The organism is Gordonia alkaliphila (assembly GCF_023017165.1).
Taxonomy (GTDB): Bacteria; Actinomycetota; Actinomycetes; order Mycobacteriales; family Mycobacteriaceae; genus Gordonia; species Gordonia alkaliphila.
Genome location: NZ_JALKBW010000001.1, coordinates 3,218,052 through 3,231,870 on the forward strand (window position 1 = coordinate 3,218,052; position 13,819 = coordinate 3,231,870).

Annotated in this window: 12 protein-coding genes and 1 pseudogene; 5 read left to right on the forward strand and 8 right to left on the reverse strand. The window is 68.4% G+C overall.

Annotated features, from left to right (window positions below; genetic code table 11):
- Positions 1-2: 2 nt before the first annotated feature.
- Both MUG78_RS14720 and MUG78_RS14725 read right to left on the reverse strand, forming a co-directional pair.
- Positions 3-707: a hypothetical protein gene (locus MUG78_RS14720; protein ID WP_246996022.1), complete on the reverse strand. Its 705-nt coding sequence runs from the start codon at positions 705-707 to the stop codon at positions 3-5.
- Positions 708-764: 57 nt separating this feature from the next.
- Positions 765-1,496: a PaaX family transcriptional regulator C-terminal domain-containing protein gene (locus MUG78_RS14725; RefSeq protein WP_246996023.1), complete on the reverse strand. Its 732-nt coding sequence runs from the start codon at positions 1,494-1,496 to the stop codon at positions 765-767.
- Positions 1,497-1,569: 73 nt separating this feature from the next.
- On the opposite strand from MUG78_RS14725, the pseudogene MUG78_RS14730 reads away from it, so the two are divergent.
- From MUG78_RS14730 to MUG78_RS14740, 3 genes and pseudogenes are all read left to right on the forward strand, one after another.
- Positions 1,570-3,217: pseudogene (locus MUG78_RS14730) on the forward strand (acyl-CoA dehydrogenase family protein).
- Positions 3,218-3,248: 31 nt separating this feature from the next.
- Entirely contained in the window at positions 3,249-4,520 is a 1,272-nt protein-coding gene (locus MUG78_RS14735) for a competence/damage-inducible protein A (RefSeq protein ID WP_246996024.1), read from the forward strand.
- A gap of 90 nt (positions 4,521-4,610) precedes the next feature.
- Positions 4,611-5,174 carry a peroxidase-related enzyme gene (locus MUG78_RS14740; RefSeq protein ID WP_246996025.1) on the forward strand — a complete coding sequence of 188 codons (564 nt, stop codon included), beginning with the start codon at positions 4,611-4,613 and terminating at the stop codon, positions 5,172-5,174.
- Here the strand turns inward: MUG78_RS14740 and MUG78_RS14745 are convergent.
- Positions 5,171-5,734, reverse strand: coding sequence for a DUF6328 family protein (locus MUG78_RS14745; protein WP_246996026.1), 564 nt, complete (start codon positions 5,732-5,734; stop codon positions 5,171-5,173). The genes MUG78_RS14740 and MUG78_RS14745 overlap by 4 nt on opposite strands.
- Positions 5,735-5,834: 100 nt before the next feature.
- Here MUG78_RS14745 and MUG78_RS14750 point away from each other — a divergent pair, with 100 nt between their 5' ends.
- Together MUG78_RS14750 and MUG78_RS14755 are read left to right on the forward strand one after the other, a co-directional pair.
- The gene (locus MUG78_RS14750) at positions 5,835-6,860 is read left to right on the forward strand and encodes a zinc-binding dehydrogenase (RefSeq protein ID WP_246996028.1); all 1,026 of its coding nucleotides are present in this window, start codon (positions 5,835-5,837) and stop codon (positions 6,858-6,860) included.
- 125 nt (positions 6,861-6,985) lie between these two features.
- Positions 6,986-8,434: a catalase gene (locus MUG78_RS14755; RefSeq protein ID WP_372493251.1), complete on the forward strand. Its 1,449-nt coding sequence runs from the start codon at positions 6,986-6,988 to the stop codon at positions 8,432-8,434.
- 9 nt (positions 8,435-8,443) lie between these two features.
- Here the strand turns inward: MUG78_RS14755 and MUG78_RS14760 are convergent, their stop codons facing one another.
- The 5 genes from MUG78_RS14760 to MUG78_RS14780 all read right to left on the reverse strand — a co-directional run bounded on the left by MUG78_RS14760 (position 8,444) and on the right by MUG78_RS14780 (position 13,791).
- On the reverse strand, positions 8,444-9,442 hold the full coding sequence (locus MUG78_RS14760; protein ID WP_246996032.1) for an acrylyl-CoA reductase family protein: 999 nt from the start codon (positions 9,440-9,442) through the stop codon (positions 8,444-8,446).
- A gap of 354 nt (positions 9,443-9,796) precedes the next feature.
- On the reverse strand, positions 9,797-10,393 hold the full coding sequence (locus MUG78_RS14765; RefSeq protein WP_246996034.1) for an RBBP9/YdeN family alpha/beta hydrolase: 597 nt from the start codon (positions 10,391-10,393) through the stop codon (positions 9,797-9,799).
- Positions 10,390-11,760: an MFS transporter gene (locus tag MUG78_RS14770; RefSeq protein ID WP_372493252.1), complete on the reverse strand. Its 1,371-nt coding sequence runs from the start codon at positions 11,758-11,760 to the stop codon at positions 10,390-10,392. Before MUG78_RS14770 ends, MUG78_RS14765 begins: the two co-directional genes overlap by 4 nt.
- 15 nt (positions 11,761-11,775) lie before the next feature.
- Entirely contained in the window at positions 11,776-12,828 is a 1,053-nt protein-coding gene (locus MUG78_RS14775) for a beta-keto acid cleavage family enzyme (RefSeq protein WP_246996036.1), read from the reverse strand.
- Between the two features lie 60 nt (positions 12,829-12,888).
- On the reverse strand, positions 12,889-13,791 hold the full coding sequence (locus MUG78_RS14780; RefSeq protein WP_246996038.1) for a TauD/TfdA dioxygenase family protein: 903 nt from the start codon (positions 13,789-13,791) through the stop codon (positions 12,889-12,891).
- Between the last annotated feature and the right edge of the window lie 28 nt (positions 13,792-13,819).

The following is a 13,819-nucleotide window of genomic DNA, read 5'->3' on the forward strand; positions in this document are numbered from 1 at the left end:
CGTCAGGTCGGCACCACCACGGCGACGGTGCGCGGCGCCGGACCCGACCGGGTCTCGCCGCCGATCGCCTCGAAGATCAGCCGCCCGTCGCGCAGTGCTGCACCGAGGCCGAGGAGCAGTTCGATGGCCGGGGCCAGATCGTCGGCCGCCTCCGTCGGCGGCGCGAACTCGACGCCCAGCGGCAACGCGAACATGCCCAGGTCGGTGAGCCGGGCGTCAGCCCAGATCGACGGCGGCCACGGTGACGTCAGCGCCGTCGTCTCCTCGGACAGCACGTGGACCATCAGCATCTGCGGTGCTTCGTCGTCGTCGATCAGTTCCTCGCCGACGACCGAGGCGGGCCACCACAGCAGGCCGTCGATGGGCGCAAGCCCCTGCGGGCCGGCGGTGCCGAGGATGGTCAGCGAGAGCGACTTCTCCAGCAGCACCAGGCCGCGGTGACCGAGCGCCGGCAGGTCATCGCCGTCAGTCGGCACGGGCACTTCGCCACGCAGCAGGTCCGTGCAGTTCTCCGTGAGCCACATCGGCGCGACTGCCTCGACGGACCGCAACGTCGAGTCGAGTACCCCGCGAATCCGCGCGGATCCGGCGTCGGTGCGGCCGTCCGTTGTCGAGCGCAGTCGCCGATAGCTGTCGGCGAGTTCGTCGCGAATGCTCGCGGCCTCCGCTTGATTCCAGTGGTGTCCGGGTCCCCCGTGATTTCTCATGCGGTGACGGTAACGCCGCACTCGCACCTGGACCAGGACGTTTTCCACAGGCAGGAATCACCGACCCGTCGGTGTGAAGAACCCCTCCGGCAACGTCCTCAACCAGGCACGATAGTCCGCATAGACCGCGGCCAACGCCGCCCCTGGCCACTGCGGCGGCAGGAGTTCCGCCGGTAGCAGCGGATCGGTCTGCAGATGGTGCACCGCCGCGACCATCGTCCGGTAGCGCGTCGGCTCATCCTCGACGGCAGCGAGCGCGTCGAGGTACTGGCGTGCGCGATCGGACCATGCGGGCAGATCCCAGAGCTCGCCGGCCAACGCGCCGGGATCCTCGGTGGGCTGCGACGAGAAGAACGTGACGTCCTGGCGCACCGAGGCCGACCATGCGCGCTGCACGTTGGCCGGCCGCAGCCACACGCCCTCGCGGAGTTCGCCCATCCGTTGACGGCGCATCTCGGCCCGCAGCGCGACCCGTTCGGACGGTGTACGACTCCCGGCGGTCACCACCGCCATCTCCCAGTCGCCGTTCCAGGGTCGCTGCTCGGGCGGCTCGACGGCGCGCTGTCGTTCCCGGAGCCGCTCGGACAGCGTGTAGACCGCGTCGCTGCGCGTGAGGTCCCCGCCGGCGACCATCCTGGTCAGCGCCACCCTCGTCGTCGATTCGGAGACGCCGAACAGGCCCATCGCACCGACGATCTCGCGCCCGCTCAGGCTCGGCGGATCCGCACCGAGCAGCAGGCTCAGCACCGCAGAGCGGGCCGGCACCGGAGGTACGAGCGGAGTTTCCATCGTCGTCGAACACTACACGCCCGAAGCATTACAGTCCTTGTTCGCACGATGTTGTTATGTAATAGTCGGTGGCATGAGCACCCACGAAGTCACCAACCAGGTTCCCGAACTGGTCGACGTCGACCTCGCCGACGCACCGGTCATCACCGAGGCCCTCGCGCGCTCGACGATGACCGCCGACGACATCGCCGAGGTGCACGCCATCGGCACGCTGGCCGGCAGCGCCGCGATGATCGAGCTCGGCGACCTCGCCGAAGAGCACCCGCCGGTGCTCACCACCCACGACCGGTACGGCCATCGGATCGACGAGGTGCGCTACACCCCGGCGTATCACCAGCTGATGGACGCCGCGGTGCGGCACGGCATGCACGCCGCACCGTGGGCCGATCCCCGCCCCCACGCCCACCTACTGCGCGCCGCCAAGCAGCGTGTGGTCGCAGGTCGACGCCGGCCACGGCTGCCCGATCTCGATGACCTACGCGGCCATCCCGGCGCTGCGCGCGAATCCGGAGCTGGCCGCCGCCTACGAACCGCTGCTCACCACATCGGCCTACGACCCGGGCCTGCGCGCTCCGCTGACCAAGCGCGGCCTCATCGCCGGCATGTCGATGACCGAGAAGCAGGGCGGCTCGGACGTCCGCGCCAACACCACCACCGCCGTGGCCCAGCCCGACGGCAGCTACGCGATCACCGGCCACAAGTGGTTCACCTCGGCCCCGATGTCGGACCTGTTCCTCACCCTCGCACAGACGCCGGCGGGCGTGACCTGCTTCTTCGTGCCTCGCGTTCTGCCCGACGGCACGCGCAACAGCTTCGCGCTGCAGCGCCTGAAGAACAAGCTCGGCAACCACTCCAACGCCAGCAGCGAGGTGGAGTACGACGGCACCGTCGGCTGGGCAGTCGGCGAGGAGGGCCAAGGCGTCAAGACCATCGTGGAGATGGTGAACCTCACCCGGCTGGACTGCGTCCTCGGCAGCGCGACCGGCATGCGCACCGGCGTCGCCCAGGCCGCCCATCACGCCGCGCATCGTCGTGCCTTCGGCGCCACCCTCAACGAGCAGCCGCTGATGGGCAACGTGCTCGCCGACCTCGCGGTGGAGGCCGAGGCCGCCACCATGGCAGGTCTGTGGCTGGCCGACCTGACCGACGCCGCCACCGCCGGTGACGAGCGCGCCGCACTGCTGCGCCGCCTCAGCCTGGCCGTGACCAAATACCACGTGTGCAAGCGCGGTCCGGTCCACGCGGCCGAGGCCCTCGAATGTCTCGGCGGCAACGGCTACATCGAGGACTCCCGCATGCCGCGGCTGTACCGTGAGGCCCCGCTCATGTCGATCTGGGAGGGTTCGGGCAACGTCGCCGCCCTCGACACGCTGCGCGCCATCGGCCGCCAGCCGGAGACGCTGGGCGTGTTCCTCGACGAGGTGAAGCAGGCCGCCGGCACCGACGCTCGCCTGGACGAGGCCGTCGCGGATCTGGAGAAGCAGTTCGGCGCCATGGACCTGTCCGACGGCGCCGGCCTGCAATACGGTGCTCGACGACTCATCGGCACCATGGCCCGCGTCCTGCAGGGTTCACTCCTGGTGCGCTACGGCCACCCGGCCGTCGCCGACGCCTTCGCGGTGAGCCGCCTGGCCGGCGACCACGGCGACGTCTTCGGCACTCTCCCTGCGGGATTGGACATCCGCGCCATCGTCGAACGGGCGACCCCGAAGGTCGGTTGAAGGGCCCCGGCGGGACACTAGGCTGGGCGACGTGAGTGTTCGCGCCGCCATCCTCGTCACCGGAACCGAAGTCCTGCACGGCCAGATCTCCGACCAGAACGGTCCGTGGGTGGCCGAGCGCCTGCTCGAGTACGGCCTCGACGTGGCGCACGTGACGATCTGCGGCGACCGCCCGGAGGACATGGCCGCGCAGTTGCGCTTCCTCACCGAGGAAGGCGTCGACCTGATCGTGACCACCGGTGGCCTCGGCCCCACCGCCGACGACCTGACGGTGCCCACCGTCGCCGAGTTCTGCGGCCGCGACCTGGTCCTCGACCGCGCCCTGGAAGCCGACATCACCACGATCATCCGGAACTGGCGGCGGTTCGCCGACGACCACGAGCTCGCCCCGGCCCTTACCGCGGCCATCGCCAAGCAGGCCCTGGTCCCGATCGGTGCCAGCCCGATTCCGCCGACCGGCACCGCGCCGGGTGTCGCGATCCCCGCCGATCAGTACCGGCCGACGATCCTGATCCTGCCCGGCCCGCCCCGCGAACTGCAGGCGATGTGGCCCGCCGCCGTCGACGTCCCGGCGATCGCCGCCGTCCTCGCACGCGGCGACGAGGTGGAGCACCGCAAGATCCGCGCCTACGGCCTGTCCGAGGCCGACCTCGCGCAGACTCTGCGTCGCGCCGAATCCGACCTGCCCGGCTTCCGCGACCTGGAAGTCACCACGTGCATGCGGCTGGGCGAGGTGGAGATCGACACCCGCTTCGCGACCGCCGAGGAGCCGATCTACGACGCGCTGAAAACCCTTCTCCACCAAGAGCATTCGGCACAGATCTTCTCCGCGGACGGCGCGCCCCTCGACGAACTGCTCGCCGTCGCGCTCGCCGGGCACACCATCGCGACCGCGGAGAGTTGCACCGGCGGGCTGGTTGCCGCACGCCTCACCGACCGGCCGGGATCGTCGTCGTACGTCCTCGGCGGCATCGTCTCCTACGCCAACGAGGTCAAGTCCGGTGTGCTCGGAGTGCCGGCCGCGCTGATCGGCGAACTCGGCGCGGTCAGCGAGCCGGTCGCGTCGGCAATGGCCGAGGGCGCTCGCGCACGCACCGGGGCGACGGTGGCCGTCTCCACCACCGGTATCGCCGGACCCGGCGGCGCGGTCCCGGGCAAGCCGGTCGGGACGGTCTGTTTCGGCTTGGCGATCGACGGTGAGCCGACCCGCACCGTCACGCGGACCTTCCCCGGCGACCGCACCATGGTGCGCACCCTGGCCACCACCTTCGCGCTGCACCTGGTTCTCGGCGCGCTCACCTGAACCAGCACCGAGCAAGCGCTCGGACGTCTACGCTGCGAGAGGGCCGTCGCCCCCTACCCCCACCTCGACGGCCACGAGGAGAGGAACGTCGTGTCGGAGAAGATCACCGCCCTGGACCTGCCCGCCCAGGAGCTGAGCGAGGCCACCCAGCGCTATTTCGACGTCTGCCAGGAGAAGCTCGGCATGGTGCCGAATGTGTTGCAGGCGTACACCTTCGACGAGACCAAGCTCGCCGCGTTCACCGGCATGTACAACGATCTGATGCTCGGCGACTCCGGCCTCTCCAAGCTCGAGCGCGAGATGATCGCGGTGGTCGTGTCGTCGATCAACAAGTGCTACTACTGCCTCACCGCGCACGGTGCCGCGGTGCGCGCACTGTCCGGCAACCCTGCACTGGGCGAGCAGCTCGTGATGAACTTTCGCGCCGCCGATCTCGACGACCGCCAGCGGGTCATGCTGGAGTTCTCCGAGAAGCTCACCGAGACCCCGGCGAAGATGGAGGAGACCGACCGGCAGCGACTGCGTGACGTCGGGTTCAGCGACCGCGACATCTGGGACATCTCTTCCACCGCAGCGTTCTACAACATGACCAACCGGGTGGCCAGCGCTATCGATATGCGGCCGAACTCTGAGTACGCCGGCCAGTCGCGCTAACTCGGCCCGGCGCCGGGGTCGCTCGAGCGAATCCGCACGAGCGTCCGCAGCGGCAGCCAGATCCACAACCACACCAGGAGTAGGCCGAGCACGCCTGCGGCGAGTCCGGCCCCCCACCCCGAGTTCGTCGTCGCGAGCACGACGATCGCCGCGGCACCGGCGAGGGCGACGGCCAGGCAGATCAGGCCGACCACAGCCTCGCGATGGGTGGTGGCGATGATGGTGCGCATCTCGTGCTGCCGGAACAGCACCCGGTGCATGGCGATCGGCGCGAGCAGAAAGGCGACGGCCGCCACCGCGAACCCGACCGTCACGAGGTAGATCACCACTTCGGGCCCGTCGAGTACGTCGAATCGTGACTGGAACGGCACGATCAGGAGGAAGCCGGCCAACACCTGAACACCGGTCTGGAGCACACGCAGTTCCTGTATCAGGATCGACCAATTGCGGTCGAGACGCTGCGTCACGGTCTCACCGTCGCGAGCCTCCCGGTCCCAACTCTGCTCACCGTCGTCCAAGGGGTCGGGCAGATTCCAGAGCGCCCGAAACACCGAACTCATCGCCGTCTCCCTCGCAGTGCCGCGCGACCTGTGTCCACCTCGCAACCCTAGGCTCGCCGCAGCCCGGCGAGGAGCGATCCGAGTCAGTAGGGTCGAAACCATGCGCGCAGTGATGATGTACGGACCCGGCGACGTGCGGATCGACGACGTTGCCGAACCCACGCTCACCCGCCCGACGGACGCGATCATTCGGGTCACCGACACATGCATCTGCGGGTCGGATCTGTGGCCGTATCGCGGCTTCAACAGGATCACCGAGCCCGCACGCATGGGGCACGAGTACCTCGGCGTCGTCGAGCAGATCGGCGACGCCGTGACCGATCTCGCGGAGGGCGACCACGTGGTCGGCTCCTTCGTCGCCTCGGACAACACCTGCGAGATCTGCCAGGCCGGTTACCAGTCGCGCTGCCGCCACCAGGTGATGATGGGCGGCATCGGGACGCAGGCCGAAAAGGCGCTGATCCCGTGGGCCGCGGGCACCCTGGTGAAGATTCCCGCCGAACGCACCGCGGCACAGAACGCGAGTCTGCTCGCGGCCTCCGACGTCCTGGGCACCGGCTGGTTCGCAGCCGTCGCCGCCGAGGCCGGACCCGGCAAGACGGTGGCCGTGGTCGGCGACGGCGCGGTCGGTGTGCTGGGCGTACTGGCCGCCAAGGAACTCGGCGCCGACCGCATCATCGCCATGTCCCGGCACGCCGACCGCCAAGCGCTGGCCCGCCGGTTCGGCGCCACCGACATCGTCGAAGAACGCGGCGCCGACGGCGTGGCCCGGATCAAGGAGATGACCGGCGGCTACGGCGCCCATTCGGTGATCGAAGCGGTCGGCACCGACGAGGCCATGCAGCAGGCGATCGACTCCACCCGCCCCGGTGGCCACGTCGGCTTCGTCGGCGTCTCGCACGGCGTCACCCTCGACGGCGGCAAACTCTTCGGAGCGACGGTGCACCTGCACGGCGGCCCCGCCCCGGTGCGCCGCTTCCTCCCCCAGCTGATCGAGTTGATCATGAGCGATCAGATCGATCCCGGGGTCGTCTTCGATCTCACGCTGCCCATTGAGCGAGCGGCTGAAAGCTATCTCGCGATGGACGAGCGGACCGCCACCAAGGTTCGCTTGACCTTCGACTGAGTCGGTGGCGTTCTGGTTGACATTCCACAAAGGCAACGCACAATGGCATCAGGCCTTGTTCGGCTCTAGATCCCAATAGCTCGCACAGAAGTCGAGTCAACTTGAGTCGAGGCTGGGAGGCGATAATGATGACCGATCGTCCAATCACCACCACTGACTCGGGTGCACCCGCCGGGAGCGATCAGAATTCGCTCAGCGTGGGACCCGATGGGCCCATCGTTCTTCACGATCACTATTTGATCGAGCAGATGGCGCAATTCAATCGTGAACGAATTCCCGAGCGTCAGCCGCACGCCAAGGGCAGCGGCGCATTCGGCACCTTCGAAACCCTCCGGGACGTTTCTGCCTATACCTGTGCGGCGCTCTTCCAACCGGGCGTGAAGACCGAGATGGTGGCCCGCTTCTCCTCGGTCGCCGGCGAGCGCGGCAGCCCGGACACGTGGCGAGATCCGCGCGGATTCGCGTTGAAGTTCTACACCGACGAGGGCGTGTACGACATGGTCGGCAACAACACGCCGGTATTCTTTCTCCGCGACCCGCTGAAATTCCAACACTTCATCCGCTCCCAGAAGCGTCGTGCCGACAACAATCTGCGCGATCACGACATGCAGTGGGACTTCTGGACGCTGACGCCGGAGAGCGCGCACCAGGTCACCTGGCTCATGGGCGATCGCGGTACGCCGTCGACCTGGCGGCACATGAACGGCTACAGCTCGCACACCTACCTGTGGGTCAACGCCGAGGGTGTCAAACACTGGGTCAAGTACCACTTCAAGACCGATCAGGGCGTCGAGAATCTGACCGCCGAGGAAGCCGACCGGTATGCCATGACCGACGGCGACCACTACACGCGCGACCTGTTCGAGTCGATCGCAGCTGGGCATCACCCGAGTTGGACCCTGCACGTGCAGCTGATGCCCTACGAAGACGCCAAGACGTACCGGTTCAACCCGTTCGACCTGACCAAGGTGTGGCCGCACGCGGACTACCCGCTGGTGGAGGTGGGCAGAATGACCCTGCACACCAATCCCACCGACCATCATTCGCAGATCGAGCAGGCTGCGTTCGCGCCGAGCAACGTGGTGCCCGGCATCGGATTCAGCCCCGACAAGATGCTGCTCGGCCGCGTCTTCTCCTATCCCGACGCGCACCGTGCTCGGATCGGCGCGAATTACCAGCAGATCCCGGTGAACCGCCCTCGGAACCCGGTGCACAGCTATTCCAAGGACGGTGCGATGCGCATCGACCTGACCGCTGATCCGGTCTACGCTCCGAACTCCAAGGGTGGTCCCGCCGCGGACTACGCCGGTCAGCCCGAACCGCAGTGGGAGACCGACGGCGCCCTGGTCCGCGAGGCGTACTCGCTGCGGGCGGACGACGATGACTGGGGTCAGGCGGGCACGCTGGTCCGTGACGTGCTCGGCGACGACGAACGTGAGCGCTTGGTCTCCAACATCGCCGGGCACCTACTCGCAGGAGTCAGTGAACCGGTGCTCGCGCGCGCCTTCGAGTACTGGCGCAATGTCGACGCCGACTTGGGCGCCCGTGTGGAAGCTGCCGTGCGCGCCGGCTGACCATCGGCGTCAGAAGCCGCCGGCCACCCGTACGCGAGTCCGCCCGGTCACCGATCCCGACAGAATGTCGGTCAGGGTGCCGGGCAGGCTCGCGACGTCGATCTGGGTGGTGATCGCGTCGAGGTGTCGCGGCTTAATGTCGGTGCCGAGTCGCGCCCACAATGCACGGCGCCGCGCGCTCGGCTGCTGCACCGAATCGATGCCCGCCAACGTCACCCCGCGCAGGATGAAGGGATGGACGGTAGTCGGCAGATCGGCGCTGCCGGCCAGCCCGGACGCGGCGACGATGCCCTCGTACCGCAGCGTGCTCGCCACGTAGGCGAGGGTGGTGCCGCCGACGCAATCGACGGCGGCAGCCCACTGCGTCTTGCCGAGGGCCCGCACCTTCTCCCCCGCTTCGGGAACGCGGCCGATCACCTGAGCGGCACCCAGCTCCCGCAGTAGGTCGTGTGCCGACTCCTTGCCGGTGGACGCGACCACTTCGTAGCCCGCCGCCGCCAGCAGATCGACGCTGACGCTGCCCACGCCGCCGCTGGCGCCGGTCACCAAGATCGGCCCGTCGGCGGGCGTGATGCCGTGCGCCACAATGCGTTCCACGCTCATCGCCGCGGTGTAGCCGGCCGTACCGATGGTGCCGACCTCGGCGGTGGTGAGCCCGGCGAGCTTCACCACGAGGTCTGCGGGCACCACGGCGAGCTCGGCATAGCCGCCATGGCGCCCGGTGCCGATATCGCGACCGTGCGCGACCACCTGGTCACCTACCGCGAACTCGGGCGACGAACTCGCACGCACTGTTCCGGTGAGATCGATGCCCGGGATCAGCGGGTACTCCCGCGCCACCCCGCCCCTCGGGGTCACCGCCAAGGCGTCCTTGAAGTTGACGCTCGAATAGTCGACCGCGATCGTCACCTCACCCTCGGGCAGGGCGCCGATGTCCACGGCCTCGCTCGCCAGGTCGATGCCGCCGTCGTCGTTACCGCGCGCCACAAGCGCGTTGAAGTCACCCATGGTTCTCAGCCTAGGCCCGCCGGTGTGGTCGATCGTGGATCAGCATGGGACAGGACGAGCAGCGTGTCGTTGCGCATCAGTGGGAGCGGTCACCGTGTAATTCTTCGAGGAAGCTCCTACGCTACGCCCGCAGACCCGGACCGCGGCCGAGCACGCACAGTGCCGGGCCCAGCGCACCGCCGACAACGAGCAGCGCCGCGCCGACCAAGCCCAGCGGGTCTCCCGACGAAGAGGCAGCGTGGACCGAGCACGACGCGTTCCTCCGTTTCGCCGACGACGCCGGCGACCCGCCGCCCGGAACACGAAGACACCTCCGCAGACAAGTCCGCGGAGGTGTCTTCCCCTCGTGTTCGTCTAGACCGAGCCGACCACCAGTCGGGCGGCCATCTCGGCGACCAGTTCCTCGGCCAGAGCCCAGGGACCGAAGCCGGCCGCCGGGTTCAGGTGTCCGGCGTCGCCGAGATCCACCAGCCTGCTCCCCCACACCTCGGCCAAGCCTGCGGTGGTGCGGAAGCGGGCGAGCGGATCGTTGCGGCTGGCCGCCACCACCGACCCGAAGGGCAGCGTGCGTCGCGAGATCGGCGACCACCCTGCGGCTGCCAATTCCGCAGGCCGCGGGTGCGGCTCCGGCCAGTCGACGTCGAAGTCCGGCGGCGTCGCCAGCACCGCGCCGGCCACCCGGTCGAGCGAGACCGCGGGCGCCTGTCGGGCCCACGCCACGGTCACCAGCACTCCGGCGCTATGCGCCAGCAGTACTGCCGGGCCGTCGACGTCGTCGATCGTGTTCTGCAGCAAACGGATTCGCTCGTTCAGATCGTGCCAGTCGGCTTCGGCCGGGAACGGTACGCGGACCGCCTCCGGGTGCTCCGCGAGGTAGAGTTCCTGCCAGTGGTCAGGTGCTGCGCCGCGCAGTCCGGGGACCACGACCACGGTGGGGTTCACTGCGCTCATCGGGCCACCCCGCTGGAGATCGCACGCAGTCGGGCCAGCCCCGCCGGATGAAGTCGACGTCCGACGATCATCGCCGCCGCCGCCGGAATGTAGACCAGAGGCGCGATCTTCAGCGCCCCCATCAGGCCCATGCTGTCGGCCAGAATGCCGATCAGCAGCGGCGCCGCCGCCAGACCCAGCAGGTTGTTCGCCAGGGTCAGCGTGCCCATCGCGGAGGCCTGAATCGAGCGGTGCGTCAGCGACGCGACCATCGCGGCCGAGGTGCCCGAGCAGCCGGCCGAGAAGAACGCGCCGATCCCGAGCAGCACCAGCTGCGTGGTCCCGGTGGGCATCCGGAACGCGAACATCAGGGAGACGAAGGCGATGGAACAGAACGCCACGCCGGCCGTCCACTTGCGCGTCGGATCGGACAGGCTGATCCGGTCGGCGAAGAAGCCGCAGACCACCATGCCCGAACCCACCAGCATGACGAAGATGGCCGCCATGCCGCCGGCCTTGTCGACCGGCAGGTTGTAGGCCTCCTTGAAGAAGGTCGGCAACCAGGTCAACATCACCGCGGCCATGAACATCTGCATGCCGCTGCCGAAGTAGGCGCACAGCACCGCTGGATTGGTGAACAGGCTGGAGAACGGCGCACGGTCCAACTTGGGACCGGAGTCGGCGACCGGGGTTTCCTCGGCCGCGACCTCCTCGACCACCACGTCCTCGGCGGGCACTTCGTGTCGGCGCACCCGCGCCTCGGTGACGATCAGCCGGAAGGCCGCCACCAAGAGCAGACCCAGCACCGCCATCGACGCGATGGACCAGCGCCACCCGAACTGTACTGCGATGACCCCGCCCAGCGCCGTACCGAACATGGTGCCGAACGAACCGCCGGCCATGAAGGCCGCCGAGAGTGCTCCATGCACGCGGGGGGCGAACAGACTGAGCACCAGGGCGATACCGACGCTGCCGTAGGCGGCTTCGCCGACGCCCACGAAGAACCGAGCGACCAGGAGCTGCTCGTAGGTCTGGGCGAAGGCGCAGGCCAGCGTGGCGAGCGACCAGAGGACTGCCATCACGACGAGGCTGCGCACGCGGCCCCAACGATCGGCGAGGATCGAGATCGGCAGGGTCAGCAGACCGACCATGAGGGCCACGACCGAGATGAGTGATCCGAGCTGGCCCTTGTCCAGGCTCAGTTCCTGCCCGAGCGGCACGAACACCGCGGCGAGCACCTGTCGGGACATGTAGTCCGACAGCAGCAGAGAGAACGCAAGGGCGAGGACCACCCAGGCGTAGAGCCGCCGGCGACTGGGCTTGCCAGTCGTCGGCGCCTCCGACGCCATGGGAACCTCAACGCTTACGCGAGGAGTCATAGTTGCCATGGTGACTCAATCGCCTTACGCGTGGTGGGTGAAACCGAGCTGACCGGGCTGACGGTTGGGCGCGTAGCCCAGCTTGGCGAGCGTCTCGTCGACCGAGTCGTAGGTCTCGCCGATCCGGTAGATGTCGCGCGCTTCCTTGCCCGTGGCCACCTCGCGGCCGAGCTCGTGACTGATCCGCACGAGCTGCTTGACCTGGTCCACCGACTTGATCTTCTCGCCCTTGCGGCCCCAGAGGGTGTCCTCGTTGCCGCAGCGGGTGTGCAGACCCATGGCGATCGCCAGGGTGTTGACCGGGAGCACCGAGCGCATGATCGACTCGAGCGCCAGCACGGCGCCGTCCGGCACACGGTTGATGAACTGCATGATGTTGTACGGGTTGGGGCCGTCGAAGCCGCCGCCGATACCGACCCACGTGACGTTCATCGGGCCCATGTACTTGCCGCGACGGATCAGGCGCTCGACGGTCTCCAACTGCGGGATCGACGACAGCTGGAAGTGCGGCTGAATGCCGTTGGCGCGCAGGCGACGCAGGTGCTCCTCGACCCACTCCGGGCCGGCCGGGACAGTCATCTCACGGTAGGTGTCCGACAGTTCCGGACGCTCCATCGAGGTGCCGGCGATGTCATCGGCGGTCATCAGCTCCATGATGTTCATCTGGCTGGTGTTGATCGCGATCGTCACCTGGTCCGGCTTCGGATCGAGCTCGGCCAGCAGGTGGCGGGTGTCGTCGGACAGCCACTTGGCCTCGGCGCCTTCGCCTTCCGGCGCGAACGAGATCGAACCGCCGACCTGCAGAATCATGTCCGGCACGGCCTCGCGGAGGCCCGCCAGCAGCTCGTTGAACTTCGACATCCGCTTGCTGCCGGAACCGTCGAGCTCACGGACGTGAATGTGCAGCACCGTGGCGCCGGCCTCGTAGCAGTCGACGGCCTGCTGGACGTGCTGCTCGATGGTCAGGGGCAGATCTTCGGGGAAGTCGTCGACCTCCCACTCGGGACCGTACGGGGCCACCGTGATGACCTGCTTCTCCTGGACCTCAGGCAGCAGGGCGTCGTCGTGGAAATGCATGGTGTTCTCCTTGGGGTGAAATACGGGTTGAGGGCTGTGGTGACGGTGGGTGGGTGAGGGTCAGAACGGGCGGTCGCCGACGATGCCGGCGCGTTCCATCCGACGGACGGCGGGCCAGTAGTCCTGGACCGCGTAGTGCTGGGTGTTGCGGTTGTCCCAGATCGCGAAGCTGTTGGGGGTCCACCGCCAGCGGACCTGGAACTCGGGCACCGAGGCCTGACGGATCAGGTAGTGCAGCAGGTCCGCCGCACCGGGTGCGTAGTCGTAGCCGAACCGGACATTGGTCGGCGTGTGGAAATTGGTGAGGTGGGTGGCGAAGGAATTGACGAAGAGGACCTTCTCGCCGGACTCCGGGTGCGTCCGCACCACCGGATGTTCGGCATCCGGGTAGGTCGCGTGCAGCTGCGCGCGCTTGTCGGCAGGCATGGCCGCACCGAAGCTGGCTTCGATCGAGTGGCGGGCCCGCAGGCCTTCGATGCGTTTCTTCACGTCCGCGGGCAGGGCTGCGTAGGCCGCGACCATGTCGACCCAGATGGTGTCGCCGCCCACCTCGGGGCCTTCGACGCACCGCAGGACCGAACCCATGGGCGGGGCCTCGCGCCAGGTGGCGTCGCAGTGGAAGGCGTTCTCGTAGTGCTCGGCAGGGCTGTCGAGATCCTTGTAGATCCGCACCAGGCCGGGATGTTCCGGATCGCTGCCGGCGACCGGGTGATCCTCGAGCGCACCGAAGCGTTCGGCGAGCGCGACGTGATCGGCGCGGCTGATCGGCTGATCGCGGACGAACAGGACCTTGTGCACGAGAAGCAGCTCACGCAGTTGGGCGAACAGCGCGTCGTCGTGGGCGACCTGGGCGAGGTCGACGTCGAACAGTTCCGCACCGAGGTGCGCGGTGAGTCGTTCGGCTCGGATCGTCTTGGTAGCGGCGGCCTCGGTGGTGACGGGGCGGTCGGCGGTCATGGTCATGGCTTCTTCTCCTCCTCTCGGGTGGGGA